The organism is Vicinamibacterales bacterium (assembly GCA_036504215.1).
GTDB lineage: Bacteria > Acidobacteriota > Vicinamibacteria > Vicinamibacterales > Fen-181 > FEN-299.
On sequence record DASXVO010000016.1, the window covers coordinates 210,930 to 230,376 of the forward strand.

Consider the following 19,447-nt stretch of genomic DNA (forward strand, 5'->3'; position numbering starts at 1 on the left):
GGACAGGCGTCTCGCCTGTCCACAACGACCCGAGTGGGACAGGCGTCTCGCCTGTCCACAACACGGGCGGGACGCCCGTGCCACTCAACATGCCCAGGGCCACTCAACATGCCCAGGCCACTCAACATGCCAGGGCCACTCCACATGCACGGGCGACACTCAGAGGCGATCGACCGCCAATACGCTCCGCAACAGGACGTCGGCGCCGCGGGAGCAGTCGTCCCACGAGGTCCGCTCGCGCGGCGAATGGCTGATGCCGCCGATGGAGGGCACGAAGACCATGCCCATGGGTCCAAGGCGCGCCAGCATCTGGGCGTCGTGACCCGCGCCGCTCGGTAGCGAGACGTGCGCGAAGCCAAGGTCGTCTGCGCTTTGCGCGATCGCCGCCCGCACGCCAGGGTCGGCGAGCGCCGCTTCATGGTGACTGCTCCGCGTCAGCTCGATCGTCGTCCCGGTTGCCGCCGCGATCTCATCCGCGCGGGCACGCACCCCTCCTGCCAGCCGCACGAGCTTCTCCGCCGACAGGTCACGGAGCTCCACCGTCATGCGCACGAGGCCCGGAACGACGTTCGGTGCATTCGGGGTCACGTCGAGCCGGCCCACGGTGCCGACCTGGCGGCCGGGCTCCCTCGTCACGATCTCGTTCACGGCCTGCACGAGCCGCGACGCAGCCAACAACGCATCGTGGCGGTCTGGCATCGGCGTCGTGCCCGCGTGGTTCACGGCACCGCGGACACTGCACTCGTAGCGATCGATCGCGACGATGCCCTCCACGACCCCGATGGGAACGCCGGCCCGGTCCAACACGCCGCCCTGCTCGATGTGCAGTTCCAGATACGCGTGGATCGAACCAGGGGCCCGGCGCGCGTCGGCGATGCGGTCGGGGTCGCCACCGAGTGTCCTGACCGCGTCGGCCTTGCGCACCCCGTTCCACACCTGATCCAACTCGCCGGGCACCAACTCCCCGGCGGCGGCGCGGCTGCCGCACAGCCCGTTGCCGTAGGCGACGCCCTCCTCGTTGGTCCAGGCCACGACCTCGAGTGGATGGCCGGTCGTGAGACCGCGTTCGAACAGCGTCTGCGCGACCTCGATCGCCGCCAGCGTCCCGAGCGGCCCGTCGAAGTTGCCGCCGGACGGGACGGAGTCCACGTGCGACCCGAACACAATCGGCTTCGACGCGGCGCCGGCTCCCGGCCGGCGGCCGATGATGTTCGCGGCGGCGTCGATGCGCGTCTCGAGGCCGGCGGCCTTCATGAGCTGGAGCACATAGCCGCGCCCGGCGAGATCGGCGTCCGAGTAGCCCACCCGCGTCACGCCCTCGGCGAAGCCGCCGCCAGGCGGCCGGCCGAATTCGCTCAGTCGCTCGATGTGTTCGCGCAAACGCGCGGCGTTGACCCGAATGACCGGGGGCGCCGCTCTCGACCACGCTGGCGCGCCGGCAAGTGAGAAGGCGGCCGCGTTGGCCGCTGACAGCAGGAACGTGCGTCGACTGAGGTGCATGATGGGCGCCACTGTTCGCGTCAGACCCTGGCGATGGCCTGCTCGAGGTCGGCGATGAGATCGGCGACGTCCTCGATGCCGACCGAGTACCGGACCAGGCCGTCCGTGATACCACCCTCCAGGCGGTCGGCCTGCGACATGCCCGCGTGGGTCATCGACGCGGGATGCTCGATGAGCGTCTCGACGCCGCCGAGCGAGACCGCGAGCGTGGCCAGGTGCACGCTGTCCATCAGGTTCCGTCCCGCCTCGTAGCCGCCCTTCAACTCGAAGCTGATCATCGAGCCGAAGCCCTTCATCTGCCGCTTCACCAGCTCGTGCTGCGGATGCGACTCCAGCCCGACGTACCGCACCCACTCGACCTTCGGATGCGCCTCGAGCCAGCGCGCGATCTTCATCGCGTTCTCCTGCGCCCGGTCCACCCGCAGGGAGAGCGTCTTCAGGCCGCGGCTGACCAGGTATGCCTGGTGCGGATCCATGTTGCAGCCCAGAATGACCATCATCGCCCGCAACTGCTTGTACACCGCCTGGTCCTTCGCCACGATGATCCCGCCGACGACGTCGGCGTGGCCGTTGATGAATTTCGTCACGGAGTGCAAGACGATGTCGGCACCGAGATCGAGGGGCTTCTGGAGGTACGGGCTCGCGAACGTGTTGTCCACGGCGACCAGGCACCCGTGCTGGTGCGCGAGCGCGGAGACGGCCTGGATGTCGGTCACCAGCATCGCGGGATTCGACGGCGACTCGAGGTACACCAGCTTCGAGTTGGGACGAAGGGCGGCGCGCACGTTCTCGAGATTCGACGTATCCACATAGGTGGACTGGACGCCGAAGCGGCTGAACTGCTTTTCGATCAGGCCGCGCGACGGGCCGTAGACCGATCCCGTGCTGACCAGGTGGGCGCCTTGCGAGAGTAGCGCCATGTAGACGACCGTGACGGCCCCCATCCCGGAAGCCGTCGCGATGCCGTCCACGCCGTTCTCGAGCTCCGCCACGTTCTGTTCGAGCGCCCGGATCGTCGGATTCCCGATCCGCGTGTAGATGAAGCCGTCAGCCCGCCCCGCGAAACGGTCGGCACCGGTCTGGGCGTTGTCGAAGGCGAACGTCGAGGTCTGGTAAATGGGCGTCACGGCGCTGCCGTATGCGTCCTTCTGCATGCCGGCGTGCACCATCTTCGTGTTGAAGCCAAGCTTCTTGGTATCCATATCACTCCAGGAACGAGGGGCGTAGGAAGATCATAGCAGGATGGCGAGCGAACGCATCCGGAACGGAGCACGACGAACGAACGACGGACACGCTGTCCGGGCGTCACTCCCGCCTCTCGGCGCCGGCGGCTTCCGGCGGGAACTCCTCTCCCGGGTTGATGAACCGGTCGAGTTCGAGCTGATATTGCTTGTCGTACAACTGGCGGTAGCGGCCGTTCGCCGCGAGCAGTTCGTCGTGCGTGCCCCGTTCGACGATCTCCCCCGCCTCGATCACGAGGATCTGGTCCGCGCTGCGGATCGTCGAGAGCCGGTGCGCGATGACGAACGTCGTCCTGCCCCGGCGGAGCGACCGGAGTCCGTCCTGGATCAGCGACTCGCTCTCGCTGTCGAGGCTGGAGGTCGCCTCGTCGAGGATCAGGATCCGGGGGTCGGCCAGGATGGCGCGTCCGATCGCGATCCGCTGACGCTGGCCGCCCGACAGCCTGACGCCTCGCTCACCCACGACCGTGTCGTACTTGTCCGGGAACATCTGGATGAACGGGTCGCAGTGTGCGATTCGGCTGACGGCCAGGATCTCCTCACGCGTCGAGCGCGGGCGGGCGTACGCGATGTTCTCCGCAATCGTGCCGTCGAACAGGAAGTTCTCCTGCAGCACCACGCCGAGGTTGGCCCGGTAGTCGCGCAGGCGGATGCTGGCGAGGTCCACGCCATCGACGCGCACGCGGCCTGCCTTGGGCTGGTTGAACGCCATGACGAGGCTGATGATCGTGCTCTTGCCGGATCCACTCGACCCGACCAGCGCGGTCGTGGACCCGGCCGGCGCGGTGAACGTGACGCCGCGAAGCACGGGGACTCCCTCGGTGTATTCGAAGCTCACCTCGTCGAAATCGACCCGGCCGCCGAGCACCGGGAGCGCCTGTCGTCCTTCGTCCTCCTGGCCCTCCGTCGTCATGGTGCGGATCTCACGGATTCGGTCCAGGCCGGCGAAGGCCTCGCTCACCTGCGTGCCGATCGAGGCGATCTGCACGAGCGGTGCCGCCACGAGGCCGATGAAGAACAGGTACATGATGAAATCGCCGAGCGTCATCGTCCCGGCCAGGATCGCGCGTCCGCCAACCACGATCATGATCACGCCGATCGCACCGATGACGACCGTCGAGAACGCCGTAATCGCCGAGACGCCGGTAATCGACCGTGCCACGTTCCGGAACAGCCGGTGCGCGCCGCGCGTGAAGACGATCTCCTCGCGCTTCTCGGCGACGTAGGACTTGACGATCCGGATGCCGCCCAGCGTCTCGCCGAGGCGCCCCGTCACCTCCGCGTTGATCTTGCCGCGCTCACGGAACAGCGGCCGGAGACGCATGAACGCCAGGGCCATCCCTGCGCCGAACGACAGGAGCACGACCAGCGTCAGTGTCGTCAGGCGCCAGTTGAGGTAGAACAGCACGCCGAGCGCGATGGCCGCGGTCACCAGGCCGCCAATCAGCTGCACGAGGCCGTTCCCCACGAGGTTCCGGATCCCCTCGGCGTCGGTCATGATCCGCGAGATGAGCACGCCCGCCTTGGTGGAGTCGAAGTAGTTGATTGGCAGCCGCAGGACGTGCGCCTGCACCGTCCGACGCATGTCGGTGATCGCCCGCTGGGCGGCCACGCCAAGCACCTGCGACAGCGCGAACGACGTGGCGGCCTGGACGACCGTCGCGCTGCCGGCCGCCAGCGCCAGCCCCACGAGCAGGTCACCCCGGTGCTTCCCCACCACATCGTCGATCAGGTACTTCGACGTGGCGGGAAGCACGAGTCCGGCGAGTCGGTTGACGAGCAGCAGTGCGAGGCCGAGCGCGAGGCGCCTTCGATGAGCCCAGACGAGATCGCGGGCTTCACGCCAGACCAGGGACAAGGAAAGCGGCTTCTTGGGAGCGTCGTCCATGGATCCGACTCTACCATCTTTCGTTTTGGTCGCCGTCGGCTGCGGCTCAGGAGTAAGATGAGCGAAACGGACAGTCGTGGAGATTTTGCGGTCATGGGGTACGTGTCGCTTCGTCTGTTGGAGCCCGAGGAGCGCCGCGCGGAGCGGCTCGTCGTGCTGCTCATCCGCCCCTCACGCTACGACGACGAAGGCTACGTGGTGCGTCATTTCCGCGGCACGCTGCCGAGCAACACGCTCAGCTGCCTGAACAGCCTCACCGAGGACGCCGTCCGGCAGGGCGCGTTGGGTGAGGTCGAGACTCAGGTCGAGGTTCTCGACGAGATCGTCACGCGCGTGGACCCCGCCCGCCTCGCCCGTCGGTTCGCGAGGCCCGGCACGCGGATTCTGGTGGGCCTGGCAGGCGTCCAGACCAATCAGTTTCCGCGCGCGATGGACCTGGCGCGCCAGTTTCGAGCGCACGGGTGCGCCGTCATGATTGGCGGGTTCCACGTCAGTGGCTCGATCGCGATGTCAGGCGCGATGCCGCCCGAATGCCAGGCGATGGTCGACGAGGGGGTCACGCTCGTCCTCGGCGAAGTGGAGGGACGATGGGCGGACATCCTGCGCGATGCCGCGTCCGGTCGCCTCCAACCCGTCTACGATTTCCTTCAGAATCGGCCGGACCTCCACGACAAACCGCTGCCACGAGCGTCGCTCCGCACGCAGCGCCAGTTCGTGCTCAAGGGCAGCGGCACGATTGACGCGGGTCGCGGATGTCCGTTCGCCTGCTCGTTCTGCACGATCATCAACGTGCAGGGCCGGAAGATGCGCTGCCGCAGCGCGGAACAGATCCTGGCGCAGATCCGCGAGAACTACACCATCGACGGGCGCCCGGGTGTGCGCCACTACTTCTTCACCGACGACAACTTCTCGCGAAACCCCGAGTGGGAGGCGATCTTCAACGGCCTGATCGCCATGCGCGAGGACGAGGGCATGGCGATCGACTTCATGATGCAGGTGGACGTCCTCGCGCCGCGCGTGCCGCACTTCGTCGAGAAGGCCGCACGGAGCGGCTGCGTGCAGGTGTTCATCGGGATGGAGACGATTCGCGATGACAATCTGGACGCGGGCGGCAAACGCCAGAACAAGGCGGCGGACTACCGCGAGATGATCGCGACCTGGCACGAGGTCGGAGTCGTGTGTCATGTGGGCTATATCATCGGCTTCCCGCACGACACCTACGAGCGGGTGATGGAGGACGTCCGCACGCTGCGCGACGACCTGCTGGTGGACCAGGCGTCGTTCTTCGTCCTCACGCCGCTCCCCGGCTCGGAGGACCACCGTCGTGCGTGCCTGACCGGCGTCGCCATGGATCCGGACTACAACCAGTTCGACTCGTTCCGCCCGACGACGCCACATCCGCTCATGAGCCCGAGCGAGTGGATGCGGGCGTACCGCGACGCGTGGACCGAGTTCTACTCGTTCGACCAGATGCGCCGGACGCTGCTCCGCCAGAACCCGCACACCTACTGGGGCGTGCTGAAGAACCTGATCTGGTATCGCGCCGGGATGAGCGAGCAGGCCCATCCGATGGTGACCGGGTTCTTCAGGCTCAAGGATCGCACGTCGCGACGGGCCACGTTCCCCGTCGAGGGCCGATGGGCGTTCGCGCGCCGCCGGATCGGAGAGGTCGGCCGCCAATTGCGCGACTACGCGAAGATCTATCTCGAGATGCAGGAACTGTGGCTCCTGACGCGCATCCGCCGCGACGACTACGCGTTCCTCGGCGACCTGCGGAAGCTCGCGTCGCGTTCGACGCAGGACGTGAAGATGAACTGGGTTCGTGTGCACGCCGTCGTGTCCGAGCGTCTGGCCTCGGCCCGCGAGTCGCTCGGATCGGTGGCGCCGTTCGACCGCGGTCCGATGCTGGCCAGGCTCGAGACGATGCGCCAGATGATCGGCACACGCGCCGACATGCTGGGCCAACAGGCATCCGCGCTCAGCGCGAGCGTCGGGGGACACGCGGATGTGCTGCGGGCGTCCGTGGGGACGTCCTGGGCTGCGGCCGGCCGGAAGATCACCGCGGGCAAGGACGCGGCTCAGGCAATGCTCGCGGACCTCCACCTGCGGCGCCTGCCGCCGGTCGAGCGCCCCACGCTTCCCCGCCGGATCCTCTCACGCCTGAATGTCCTCTCCATGGAGCGCCTGGAAGCCCACCGGAATCTGCGCGAGTACTGGGAGCGGACGTGGTCGGCCACCCTGCACCTGAAGTTCTGGAAGGTCAACCCGATCGAGGCGAGTTGGCACCTCGCGCGCGACACCAGGCAGGCGTTCATCTTCCTGCTGGCGATGTTGGCGGAGAAATACTGAGAGACGCGCTGGGTGCGAAGCGCTGAGTGCTGGCCCGCCGCCTCCGACCCGGACTATGATCGCCGTCAATCGTGCTCCGCGTTCCCCGACTCCTCTCGCCCGTGTTCGACTTCATTCACCGCCACGAGCACCTGCTCTGGGGGCTTCACAGCCTCTGGGCGCTTGCGCTCGGAATCGGTGTCATGTGGGTGGGCGCACACAACTACGCCTGGCTCCGCGTCACGCTCTTCTACGTGGCGTTCCTGTGGGTCACGAGCCTGTTCGTACCCGCCCTCGTCGATCGCCCCGGGATGGGCACGAAATGGCGCGGCCGCCTGCGCCTCGTCATCAACTACTTCAGCAAGAACTTCTACCAGCAGCTCTTGTTCTTCCTGTTGCCGATCTACTACGCGAGCGCCTCGGCCTGGTCCGCAAACCTGGTGTTCGTCGGCTTTCTCGGTGCTTCAGCGCTCGTCTCCACGCTCGACGTCGTCTACGACCGGCACCTGTCGGTGCGTCGCGGACTGGTGGCAGTCTTCTTCGCGTTCAACCTGTTCGCGTGCATCAACGTGATGCTGCCAACGCTGTGGAGCATCAGCAACCGAACGGCTGTTCCCGTCAGCGCAGGCCTCGCGATCGTGGCGTTCGCCTCGATCCGGTACCGGCTGCGCGAGCTGGCGCCGTTTCACGTCCGGTTGCAGATCGGCCTGGCGGGCATCGTGCTGATTCTGCTCGTGGCGCTCGGCCGCCCGTTGATTCCGCCCGCGCCGCTGCGCCTCCTCCGGACGGACTTCGGCCAGGCGATCGACCGCCGCGCACTGCAGATCGCCAACCCGATGGACGCGGTGCCGCTCGTAGCGACGGGGCGGGTTTACGCATTGACCGCCATCTACGCTCCCCTCGGCCTGCGCGACCGGATGGGCCACCGGTGGTATCAGGACGGGCGTCTCGTCTACGCGTCGCCGTTCTACGAGCTGACTGGCGGACGCAAGGAAGGATTCCGCTTGTGGACGAGCGCTCCGGTGAAGGGCGTGACCGAGGGGACGGTCGTCCGCGTGGATGTGACGACCGAGGCTGGCCAGCTCGTCGGCCGCGCCGAGATTCGAGGCCGGGACGCCGGGGACCCGAACCTGCCCCCGGCTGTGAGATGATGATCTGATTCCGGACGGGCTGGGCGCCCGTCCCACCACACAGGCCCGTCCGACTCAGATGACGACTTCCTACACGGCAAAAGACATCACCGTTCTCGAAGGCCTCGACCCCGTTCGCAAGCGGCCCGGCATGTACATCGGCGGCGTCGGCTCGGCCGGGCTGCACCACCTCGCCTGGGAGATTCTCGACAACGCCATCGACGAGGCAATGAATGGCTACGCCTCGTCCATCCAGGTCACGCTCCATGCCGACGGCTCGTCCATCACGGTGTCGGACGATGGGCGCGGCATCCCGGTGGACAAGCACCCGCAGACGAAGAAGAGCGCGCTCGAGGTGATCTTCACGATGCTCCACGCCGGCGGCAAGTTCGGCCACGGCAACTACAAGACCGCAGGCGGTCTCCACGGCGTCGGCGCGAGCGTCGTCAACGCGCTGTCGAAGGACCTCGTCGCGACGGTCAAGCGCGACGGCGGGCTCTGGGAGCAGCGCTTCAGGCAGGGGAAGCCCGTCGGGCCCCTGAAGCGGCTGGGGGCGGCACGCGGTACCGGAACGACGGTCTACTTCCATCCCGATCCGACGATCTTCCCGAAGATCGACTTCGAGCCGTCGGTCATCCGCGAGCGGCTCGACGTGGCGAGTTACCTCCACAAGGGACTCAAGGTCGACTTCGACGACGAGTCGAACGGGACGAAGGAAGTCTTCGAGCACAGCGAGGGGCTCGTGGACTTCCTGAAGAAAATCATCGCGGACAAGTCGTTCAAGCCGATTCACGAGACGCCGTTCACGTTGTTCAAGGAGAACGGCCTGCGCGGCGAGTTGGTCCTCCAGTGGACCGAGGCGACCGACGAGCTCGTGAAGAGCTACGTGAACGGCATCCCGACGGGATCGGGCGGCACCCACGAAAACGGGCTCCGCGCCGGGCTCGGCAAGGCGGTGCGCAACTACATCGAGACGCACACTCTCTCACCGAAGGGGGTGACGATCAGCGCCGAGGACATCCGCGAGGGCGTGGTCGGCGTGCTCAGCATCTTCATGGAGGAGCCGCAGTTCCAGGGCCAGACGAAGGACCGCCTGAACAACCCCGAGGTGCTCTCGGCGGTGGACTCGATGGTACGGCCCGGGCTCGAATTGTGGCTGAACGAGAATCGAAGCGTGGCGGAGGCCATCGTCGGCCGCATCATCCTGGCCGCCCGGGCGCGCGAGGCCAGCCGCGCCGCGCAGCAGGAAGTCACCCGGAAGAGCGCGACGTCGAACCGTCTCACGCTGCCCGGCAAGCTCAGTGACTGCTCGTCGCCGGCCCGCCCCGACTCCGAGATCTTCATCGTCGAAGGCGATTCAGCCGGCGGCTCGGCCAAGCAGGGACGAGACCGGACGCGGCAGGCGATTCTGCCGCTGCGCGGCAAAGTTCTCAACACCGAGAGCGTGTCGCTCGCGAAAGTGCTCGAGAACAAGGAACTGTCGGACCTCGTCACGGCACTCGGCTGCGGGCTCGGAAAGAACTTCGACATCAGCCGGCTGCGCTACGGCAGGATCATCATCCTTGCCGACGCGGACTCGGACGGCAACCACATCGCCACGCTGCTCCTCACGTTCATCTACCGTCACATGCCGCAGTTGATGGCCCGGGGCCACGTCTTCCTCGCCCAGCCGCCGCTCTACCGGATCGACATCGGCAAGGAGACACACTGGGCGCTCGACGACGCGCAACGGAACAAGATCCTCGCGCAGCACGGCACGCCTGGCCCCGGCAAGGCGACGCCGGAGATCACGCGGTTCAAGGGGCTGGGCGAGATGATGCCGAAGGTCCTGTGGGAGACGACACTCAACCCGAGGACGCGTCGACTGCTACGCGTGGAGATCGCGGACCAGATCGTGACCGACCGCGTGATCAACGAACTGATGGGCCGCGACGCCTCGGCGCGCTTTCGGTTCATCATGGACCGCGCGGAGGAGGCGGAGGAACTGGACGTCTAGCTCGCCGAGGCTCCTCACACCCGCCGCTCTGCGTGGCCGTCTTCCATCATGCGCAACGTCTCGGCCAGCCCGGGCACGCCGTCCAAGGCGCCGAGACGCATGCACTTCACCGCGGCCGCCGCATTGGCGACCTGCAGGATGCGAGCGGTCTCCCAGCCGGCGAGCAGACCGTAGATGAACGCCCCGCGAAAGACGTCGCCAGACCCCGTAGTGTCCACCGCGTCCACCCGGCACGCCGGTGACACGATGAACCGATCGCCGTCGAGCGCAACGGCCCCGCGATCGCCGGCCGTCATGCACAGCAGGCCGTCGTGATGATGCCGCAGCGCCCGCAGCGCTCGTTCGCTGTCGCGGATCCCCGTCAACTGTTCCGTCAACCCTTCCGCGAAGATCGGCACCGTCACGGAGCGGACCAGTTCCTCGGTCCGCTCCGTCATGCGGTCCAGATCGCTCGTGACGGGAATCCCCAGTTCGCGGGCGTGTCGCGCCGCACGAATCGCGGCGGCCTGGTCCACATCGTCCACGTGCAGCAGCCGGGTGGACGCGAGGACCTCGAGCGGCACATCGGCATCCTCGAGCGCCAGGCGCTCATCGCGGTCCCATAGCACGGCGCGCTCGCCCGTCTGCCCGTCGATGAGGATGACGGCGAACTGGGTGGTCGCGTCGTCACGCGTCACGAGGCCCGAGAGGTCAATGCCGCGGCCGCCGAGGGTCTCCCGCACGCGCCGGCCGTGGTCGTCGCGCCCGATCGCCCCGATGTATCTCGCACGCAGGCCGAATGCCGCACATGTCGCCATCGCGGTGGCGGTCTGGCCGCCGCAACAGACGACCTGCCGGGCGATGCGCATCTTCGAATGCCAGCCGGAGGGCTTCGGAAACGCCGGCAGCAGGTGTACGAGGTCCACCGAGTTGGCGCCCAGCCCGATGACGTCCCACGCACGCGAACTGGAGTCTGGAATCACGGCCATGAGTCACCTGCCGGGGAGACTGCCTCGAGCTTCCGGCCGACCTCGCTCCGAGTGTCGCCGGTGCCACGGCTGGGAACACGGGAAGGCGTGCCACAACCGTCCGTGGGCTCCCGGCTCCACCCTTCGGTGCGCGCGCGGTCTCACTGCGGAAACGGCGCAGGAATCTCCGGCGAACCCCAGATGACCCGCGTGAACTGGCCGCGCTGGAGCAACTCGCGTCCACGGCCCCCACGGCTCGTCACCTCGTATTTCGTCGTGCTGACCGTCTGCTCGGCGCCGCGGGACGTCTCAACGGTCAGGAGATCGCGGTCGCCGCTCGACGCGATGAAACCCAGCACGCGGTCCTCGCCGGGTTTGATCTTGATCAGAATGACGCCCCTGCCCGGCCCCGAGAGGTAGTTCACCTCGTCGACCTTGCACAGCATCGCGCGGGCCTGCTCGGTGACCGCAATGATCGTTTCGGTCCCGTGAACGAGCGAAATCCCGACGACATCGACGCCCTCCGCCGGCCGCGCGTACCGCCGACCCGCCCGCGTGCTCGGTTCGACGAGCGCCTCGAGGCCGAAGCGCAGGCTGTATCCGTCGCTCGTCACCGCCAGCGCGTGCGTCCGCGGCACCTCGCCTTCCTCCTCCGCCGCGATGCCCTTCGTCACCCGCGGATCGAGGCTGATGACGGTGACCACTTTCTCGCCGTCCCGGAACTTGAACAGTCGCTGCACCGGCTCGCCGTATCCGGTGGACGCCGGCACGTCGATGATTCGGCACGTGTACGCCACGCCGAAGTTCGTGAAGAACGCGACCGTCGCGCGCGTGCTGCCCGCCGCCACGGTCAGCACCTGGTCGCCCTCGCGCAGCCGGGTCGTCGCCAGGTCTCGGACCTCCTTCTGGCGCTTCACCCACCCGTCCCGTGAGACGATGACGACGTTGTCTTCTTCGACGATGAAGTCGTTCGCGGTGTACTCGACCTCCTCGCCCCCCGGCTCCAGCAGCGTGCGGCGCGGATCCGTCTTCGGGTTGCCGTACTTCTGTCGCAGCTCGTTCAACTCGTCGCGCACGATTTTCCAGCGCGCCGTGTCGTCACGCAGCAACGCGCCGATCTGCCGTACCCGCTTCTGCTTCTCGTCCAGTTCCTTCCGGATGACGAGGATCTCGAGCCGCGCCAGGCGATACAGCTTCAGCTCGAGGATCGCGTCGGTCTGCTCCTCGTCGAGGCCGAACCGCTTGATGATCTGCCGCGCCGCGTCCTGCTTTCCGTCCGACTTCCGGATGATCTTGATGATCTCGTCGAGCGCGTCGAACACCTTGTCGAATCCCTCGAGCACGTGGATCCGCTTCCGAAGCGCGGCCAACTCGTGCTCGAGACGACGCGTGACGACATCGAGCCTGAAATGGAGGAAGTGCCAGAGCATCGACTTGAGGTCGAGGCGCTCCGGCCGACAGACCTCGGGGTTCTCGGTCGGGATCAGGCATGTCAGGTTGACGATGAAGCTGGTCTGGAGCGGTGTGTGCTTGAACAGATACGCCAGCACCATCTTCTCGTCGGCGTCGCGCTTGATCTCGAGCGCGATCCGCACGTCGTCGGCCGACAGATCCTTGACGTCCAGCAGCGCGGCCAGCTTGCGGCTCAATACGACTTCCGCGATTCGCTCGACGAGTTGCGACTTGTTGACCGTGTACGGGACGCTCGTGACGTAGAGCGTCCTGGTCGACCGCGTCGTCGGGCCTTCCGTCCACGTCGCGCGGAGCCGAATCGATCCACTCCCGGTCTTGTAGATCTCCTTCAACTCCTCGGCTGAATTCAGTACTTGCCCGCCCGTCGGGAAGTCCGGGCCCTTGACGTACCGGCAGAGCTGGGTGGTGCTGAGGTCCGGGTTGTCGAGCAGCTTCACGAGAGCGGTGCAGACTTCGGACAGGTTGTGCGGCGGGATGCTCGTCGCCATGCCGACGGCAATGCCCGTGGCACCATTGACGAGCAGGTTGGGCAATCGGGCGGGAAGGACCACGGGCTCGGTCTTCGTGCCGTCGTAGTTCGGCCGGAACGCGACCGTGTCCCGGTCGATCTCCGACAGCATCTCGTCGCTGAGGCGGGCGAGCCGGCACTCGGTGTAGCGCATCGCCGCCGCGGCGTCGCCGTCGAGCGAGCCGAAGTTGCCGGACCCGTCGATGAGCGGATAGCGCAGGGAGAAGGGCTGCGCCATGCGCACCAGCGTTTCGTACAACGCTGAGTCGCCGTGAGGGTGGTAGCTCCCCATCACGTCGCCGACCACCTTCGCGCACTTCCGGTGCTTGGCTGCCGCCGTGAGGTTCTGCTGCCACATCGTGAAGAGGATGCGTCGCTGCACGGGCTTGAGGCCATCGCGCACGTCGGGCAGGGCGCGCGAGGTGATGACCGAGAGCGCGTAGTTCAGGTAGCGCGCCTGGGCCGCCTCGTGCAGTGCCACCGCTTCGCCGCCGCCGTCGCCACCCTTCGACTGCCCCGCCAGCGGCGGCCACGTCGGCGCCTGGCCGGTCGGCGCCTTCACGTACTCCTCGAGTTCGAACAGCGAACGTTCCTCTGGGTCTTGGTCCTTGTCGTTCGACAACCTTCGGTCCCTCCAAAGCGAACTATTGTAGCCGTTTCCGAACCTCTGCCTTCACCACCTTGCCCATTGCGTTGCGCGGCAGCTCGGAGGTGATCGCCAGCCGCGTCGGCAGCTTGTACGTCGCGAGGCGCGGCGCGGCCCACGCGCGCAGAGTGTCGAGCGACAGCGTCTCGCCGGGCCGAAGCACCAGAGCCGCCGCCACACGCTCGCCCCAATCCTCGTCGGCGACGCCGACAACCGCGCATTCCTCCACCGCCGGATGCTCGCGCAGGACTTCCTCGATTTCCAGCGCGGACACCTTGTAGCCGCCGGTCTTGATGATGTCGGCGGACAGCCGACCCAGGATACGGTAGCTGCCGTCTTCGACGATTGCGACATCGCCCGTCCGGAACCAGCCGTCGTGGAACGCGGCTTCGGTCGCGGCCGGCCGATGCCAGTATTCGCGAAACACGCCAGGCCCGCGGACCTCGATCTCACCCGGTGTCCCGGCTGCGACCTCGACGCCGGCGTCGTCCACCAGCCGAATCTCGACACCCGGGAGCGGCGTCCCGACCGAACCCGGACGCCGCGTGCCGACGAGCGGGTTCGACAGGGCCATGCCGATCTCGGTCATGCCGTAGCGTTCGAGCAGCACCTGGCCCGTGGCCGCCCTCCATCGGTTCAACACCGCAACCGGCAGCGCCGCGGAACCGGACACGGTTAGGCGGAGACGGCTGGCCCCATCGGTCCAGCGGCTGCGGGTGATCGGATCGGCGGCATCCCACGCGGCCAGCAGCTTGCTGTAGATCGTCGGAACGGCCATGAAGAGCGTGAACCTGCCCGAGGCCAGGCGTTCCCACGCGGATGCCGCGTCGAACGGGGACAGGAATTCACACGTCGCGCCAGCCCACAGTGCGCAGCACAGGACGTTCACGATGCCATGCACGTGGTTCAACGGCAGAACGTGCAGCACGCGGTCGTCGGCCGTCCAATGCCAGGCGTCGACGAGTGTCGCGATCTGCGCGTCGAGATTCGCGTGCGTCGTCAGGACGCCCTTCGGCCTGCTGCTCGTTCCGCTCGTGTAGAGGATCATCGCCGCGCAGTCGTCGCCAAGATCGGGCAGTGACGCGCCGGTCCCGGCGATGGCCGTCGAGAGACGGAATCGTGCGCCCCGGCTCACCGCGATCGGCCGGAGCGTCGCTTCGAACTCCGGACTCGAGACCACTGTCACCGCTCCGGTATCAGCGACGATGTAGTCCCACTCCGCCACCGCCTGGGACGCGGCGATCGGCACGGCGATGCCACCGGCGCGCCAGATGCCCCACTGCCAGACCACATGGTCGCGCCCTGGCGGGACGAGGAAGACGACCGGTGCGCCCTCCAGATCTGAGCGACCGTCGAGCAAGGCGCCCGCCGTGCCGGCCGACGCCGCCAGCAGGTCGCCGAAACGCACGGCCCCCTCCCGGTCGACCACCGCCACACGGTCCGAAACGCGTTGCGCACCTGCGATAATGTGAGGTTCTGCCATGTGGAAGAATGGTTACGGATCCGAAATACAAGTATGAAAGTCGAAAGGGAACGTAGTCCCGACCCCGTCAACCTCAACAATTATGCCGGCACTGCATTTGCAGACCGGTGTGTTCTCAGATGACCATGCCTCGCCGACTCGTCACGCTCCTCGGGCTGATGATTGCCCTCGCGGCCACCGCAGCCTGCAACAAGACCTCTGACAGCCCGGCCGCCCCGAGCCAGCCGCCTGGTCCAGGCACCACGGTCTACTACACCGCCATTGGCGCCAGCGACGCGTCTGGCGTCGGATCGAGCGTTCCGTGCGCACCATTCGTGACGGATTGTCCGAACGGCATGGGCTACGTGCCGGTCATCGTCCGGCAACTACAAGCGCAAGGCGCCACCGTCACCCTCAGCAATCTCGGAATCCCGGCGACGGTCATCGGCCCGGATTTCCAGGCGCTCGGTGCGCAGTACGGGCGGACCATCCCCGGGAACTTCATCGATCAGGAAGCGCCGTTCGTCCCGCGAAATTCGACGATCGTGACCATCTTCGCGGGCGGCAACGACGTCAACACGGTCGTCGCGGCCGTGGGCGGCGGCGCCGGCGGATCGAACATCCCGGCGTACGTCGATCAACAGATACGCGCGTTCGGCACGGACTACGCGGCGCTGCTCAAGATCATCAGGGACCGGGCACCCTCCGCGCGCATCATCGTGGCCAACCTCCCGAACTTCGCGGGCATTCCGATGACGGCAGGTTACACGCTCGATCGCAGGCAACTGATGCAGAAGGTGTCGGTTGGCTTCGACACACAGGTGGTCAACCCGCTCGCCAGCCAGGGGATTGCCGTCGTCGATCTGCTCTGCAACCCGCGGTTCTCGGATCCGTCGATCTTCTCCTCGGACGGGTTCCATCCGAACGACACGGGCTACGCGATTCTCGCCTCGGAGATGATGAGAGCCATCGCCACCAACGGCTTCCCGGCGCCCAGTTCGAGTTGCTCCCAGATGCAAATCGTGCCGCCGATCTGACCCGGGAACGGACATCCCCGCCCCCGCGCGTCCAGCTGGGTGACCCCCGTCCGGACGATGCGGTCTGCTGGCTGACCGCGGGCAGACCTCTTCGATCATTGCGCGAAACCCCACGTCCGCGTGGCGCCGCCAGGGTGCGGGTCGAACGTGACCGGACGGCCCACCGGTGCGTCGCCGACGGATGAGCGCAGTCCGTAACACATTGAATAAGAACGATATTAGCTCGATTCGGCCAGCTCACACCCCGCCCTCGCCGCTCACCCGAACCCCTTCAGAAAGACGTCGGACAGGCGGAGTGGGGTTATTCTAGTTCCCGATGCCCGTCCGCGTCGCTCATGCCGTCGATTTAGCAGCCGATACCTATAGAGACGTCGTCTTGCGCCGCCGGGAGGCACTGTGATCGATCTGCAGGCATTGACCCGTTCCGCCAACAACCTCGAGGCATTGCCGGCCAGCGTGACGCGTCTGGCGTCCATCGCGGCCAAGGACAGCTGGAACGTGCGCGAGGTCGAGGAGGTGGTGTCACTCGACCAGGCCCTCAGCTTCCAATTGCTGCGGATGGCGAATTCGGCCGCCAGCGCGAGCCTGATGCAGATCGTCACCATCCGGGACGCCGTGGTCCGCCTGGGGATCGGCTCGCTGCTCTCGCTGGCCACGGCGAGCAGCGTGCACACGAAGCTGAATACGGCGATCCCGGAGTACGGCCTGAGCGAAGGCGAGTTGTGGAGGCACTCGGTGGGCACCGCGCTCGCCGCAGAATCGGCGGCGGCCTTCTGCGAGGTGACGTTGCCGCCCGAGGCCTACGCGGCGGCGCTGCTACACGACATCGGCAAGCTGGCCCTGTCGCGGTACCTCGAACCCGAGGTACTCAAGGTCCTGGCGCTGGCGCGCGAGCAGGGGCATCTCTCGAGCATGAAGGCCGAGACCGACGTCCTCGGAGTCCACCACGGCGAACTCGGTGGATTGATTGCCCAGCACTGGAACCTCCCCGACCGAATGGTCCTTGGGATTACTCACCACCACACGCCGGACGACGCGGGAGACCTCGTTGCGGACGTCGTACACGTTGCGAACATCGCAGCCAAGCATGTCGGCGCCGGACACTGGGCGGTCGAGGAGGACAAGGCGCTGAATCCCAACTCGCTGAAACGGCTGCAGTTGACCGACAAGGGGTTCGACGCGATGTGCAAGCAAGTGGCGAAACGCCTCGAACGGGTGCTGGCACAGTACGGAGCCTGACCGGGCGCGACAGCCCTTCTGCCCGGTGGACGGCCCGGCTTCCTAGCGTGGCGGCAGCGCGGCGAGGAACTCGAGGGCACGGCTGTAGTCGGGATTGATGCGAAGCGATTCCTCGGCACGTGCGCGCGCATCGGCCAGCCGTCCGGACTCCGCGTAGAGGATCGCCAGGTTCAGCCGCGCCGTCGCACTCCGCACGTCCAGCTCACACGCAGTCTCCATGGCGGCCACCGCCTCCGTCCCGCGACCCTGGAATGCCAGCGCGAGGCCGCGCGCCTCTTGCGCGTCGGCGTTCCTGGGTTCGGCCTGAACGGCTGCCTGCAGGTGAGGCAGGGCATCGGCTGCACGGCCGACGCCGAGCAGCGACCGACCCAGCCCCAGCTCCAGTTCCGGTCTCCCGGCCGCCAATGACACGGCGCGCTCGAACAGGGGGAGCGCCTGGGCGGCATCACCGCGCGCGAGATACGCGCTCCCGACGCGGTATAGCAGCAGGGACCGGTTCGGGTAGCCGGCCTCCGTCTTCTCCAGCAGCGCCTGCGCCTCGGCGTCCCGCCGCACGCCGATGTCATGAACGATCATCTCGGCGCGCCATGCCGACAGTCCGTTGTCCATACCGACGTTGGCGTTTGTCGCAACGCCGAGCACGGCAATCGACGCGACTGCAACCCCAAACGGCTTCCACTCCCGGGCGCGATACCTGTCCCACACCGTGAGCACGGCGCCGGCCGACGTCACAAAGAGAGGCACCAGGAGCGGCAGCCTGTACCGGCCGGTCACGAAGAACACCGCGACGCCAAGCGCATAGATCGGGATGAACGATACCCAGGGCCACCATAGAGCGCGAAGCATCCCGCCCACATCAGGTTTGGGGCGCGCAATCCACAGCCCGGCAACCCCGAGTGGCAGCAGTAGCCAGGGGCCGACGCACAGCAGGCGCAGCAGCGTGGATTCGTCGGTCGCGTAGTAGGCGTAGCTCTCGTTGAGCGGCAGGTCGATGGCGTTGAAGACGAATGCCACCTTCTTCGCGAGGAGCCGCAGCGCCGTGCCGGGGTGCCCGCCGATCCAAGAGAATGCCTGGCCATAGAACCACGATGACGCTTCGGTGTCGGTCAGCGGATGGCCGGTTGCCTGCTCGGCCACTCGGCGCATGTCGCGCATCTGACCGTCGATCGACGGCGTGATACCCGCGACGAGGCGATAGGCACCGTCTGCCCGCTCGTTGTTGCCGATGTAGAAGTTCAGTCCACCGTGCGACGAGACGACGGCCAGTTCGTGCGCGACCACGTAGTTGCGGATCGCGACGGGCGTGAGGACGAGTGCCAGACCGGCGACCAGCGCCGACGCAGACCAGGCCGCCCGTCGGCCCGCCGGCTTCCCGCCCACCACGGAGCCGGGTCTCAACCCGATCCACAACGTCAGACCCACCGCGGTCACGGCCCAGGCCAGCACGTTTGGCCGGTTGATCGCGTGCGCGCCCAGTGCCGCCCCAGCCGCCAGCAACGTCGTCCACCGTCCGGTCGTCCAGGCCTGGAGAAGGAGCCAGAGGCCCAGCGCCGTGAGGACCGGGTCCACCGCGGATTGCAGAACCAGGACGTCGTTGAAGCAGAGGTAGCCCGTCGCCGTCGCGCAACCTGCAGCCACCCACTCTCCGCGTTCGCCATACCAGAATCGGGCGGTGCGACCAACGAGCGCGACCGCGAGCACGCCGAGCGCAACCTGCACCACCTGCAATGCGGTCACCGATCCGCCTGACACGAACAGGACCAGCGCGACGAAGTAGATGTAGAACGGCGACACGAAGAAGACACGCGTGCCAGCGAGCAGATCCCCGCTTGCCACCTGGCGGGCGAGGTCGAGATAGACCGCGCTATCGAGGCCAGGCCGCGGCTGCAGCAGGGGATGCCCGTGCAGTTGCCACAGCACGGCAAGCTTCAGCGTTCCAGCGACGGCGAGGATCAGCGGCAGCACCCACCAACGCGAAGGGCGGGCGCGAGGGGCGGACGATTGGCGGCCACGACGGGCAGTCTTTTTCACCAGGAGCGGAACTCCACAGCC

Annotated in this window: 12 protein-coding genes; 5 read left to right on the top strand and 7 right to left on the bottom strand. The window is 67.1% G+C overall.

Annotated elements, in window-relative coordinates:
* Positions 1–159: 159 nt before the first annotated feature.
* The 3 genes from VGK32_03470 to VGK32_03480 all read right to left on the bottom strand — a co-directional run bounded on the left by VGK32_03470 (position 160) and on the right by VGK32_03480 (position 4,629).
* A complete protein-coding gene (locus VGK32_03470; GenBank protein ID HEY3380800.1) occupies positions 160–1,500 on the bottom strand; it encodes a Zn-dependent hydrolase in 1,341 nt (446 codons plus the stop codon).
* A 20-nt stretch (positions 1,501–1,520) separates the two neighbouring features.
* Entirely contained in the window at positions 1,521–2,702 is a 1,182-nt protein-coding gene (locus VGK32_03475; GenBank protein ID HEY3380801.1) for an aminotransferase class I/II-fold pyridoxal phosphate-dependent enzyme, read from the bottom strand.
* Positions 2,703–2,805: 103 nt separating this feature from the next.
* Positions 2,806–4,629 carry an ABC transporter ATP-binding protein gene (locus VGK32_03480; protein ID HEY3380802.1) on the bottom strand — a complete coding sequence of 608 codons (1,824 nt, stop codon included), beginning with the start codon at positions 4,627–4,629 and terminating at the stop codon, positions 2,806–2,808.
* A 57-nt stretch (positions 4,630–4,686) separates the two neighbouring features.
* Here VGK32_03480 and VGK32_03485 point away from each other — a divergent pair, with 57 nt between their 5' ends.
* From VGK32_03485 to VGK32_03495, 3 genes are all read left to right on the top strand, one after another.
* Positions 4,687–6,978: a radical SAM protein gene (locus tag VGK32_03485; protein ID HEY3380803.1), complete on the top strand. Its 2,292-nt coding sequence runs from the start codon at positions 4,687–4,689 to the stop codon at positions 6,976–6,978.
* Positions 6,979–7,049: 71 nt separating this feature from the next.
* Positions 7,050–8,108, top strand: a complete 1,059-nt coding sequence (locus tag VGK32_03490) for a DUF5924 family protein (protein HEY3380804.1) — start codon at positions 7,050–7,052, stop codon at positions 8,106–8,108.
* Positions 8,109–8,166: 58 nt separating this feature from the next.
* The gene (locus VGK32_03495) at positions 8,167–10,083 is read left to right on the top strand and encodes a DNA topoisomerase IV subunit B (protein HEY3380805.1); all 1,917 of its coding nucleotides are present in this window, start codon (positions 8,167–8,169) and stop codon (positions 10,081–10,083) included.
* A 14-nt stretch (positions 10,084–10,097) separates the two neighbouring features.
* On the opposite strand, the gene VGK32_03500 is transcribed toward VGK32_03495, so the two are convergent.
* The 3 genes from VGK32_03500 to VGK32_03510 form a co-directional block, all read right to left on the bottom strand.
* Complete coding sequence (locus VGK32_03500) at positions 10,098–11,051, bottom strand: PfkB family carbohydrate kinase (protein ID HEY3380806.1); 954 nt, start codon at positions 11,049–11,051, stop codon at positions 10,098–10,100.
* Between the two features lie 140 nt (positions 11,052–11,191).
* Positions 11,192–13,633 (bottom strand): DNA topoisomerase IV subunit A, encoded by a 2,442-nt coding sequence (locus tag VGK32_03505; protein ID HEY3380807.1) that lies wholly within the window; start codon positions 13,631–13,633, stop codon positions 11,192–11,194.
* Positions 13,634–13,655: 22 nt separating this feature from the next.
* Positions 13,656–15,140, bottom strand: coding sequence for an acyl-CoA synthetase (locus VGK32_03510; GenBank protein ID HEY3380808.1), 1,485 nt, complete (start codon positions 15,138–15,140; stop codon positions 13,656–13,658).
* A 125-nt stretch (positions 15,141–15,265) separates the two neighbouring features.
* On the opposite strand from VGK32_03510, the gene VGK32_03515 reads away from it, so the two are divergent.
* Both VGK32_03515 and VGK32_03520 read left to right on the top strand, forming a co-directional pair.
* The gene (locus VGK32_03515) at positions 15,266–16,156 is read left to right on the top strand and encodes an SGNH/GDSL hydrolase family protein (protein HEY3380809.1); all 891 of its coding nucleotides are present in this window, start codon (positions 15,266–15,268) and stop codon (positions 16,154–16,156) included.
* Positions 16,157–16,552: 396 nt separating this feature from the next.
* Positions 16,553–17,395: an HDOD domain-containing protein gene (locus VGK32_03520; protein HEY3380810.1), complete on the top strand. Its 843-nt coding sequence runs from the start codon at positions 16,553–16,555 to the stop codon at positions 17,393–17,395.
* A gap of 42 nt (positions 17,396–17,437) precedes the next feature.
* Here VGK32_03520 and VGK32_03525 read toward each other — a convergent pair whose 3' ends face one another.
* Complete coding sequence (locus tag VGK32_03525) at positions 17,438–19,426, bottom strand: tetratricopeptide repeat protein (protein ID HEY3380811.1); 1,989 nt, start codon at positions 19,424–19,426, stop codon at positions 17,438–17,440.
* Positions 19,427–19,447 lie beyond the last annotated feature (21 nt).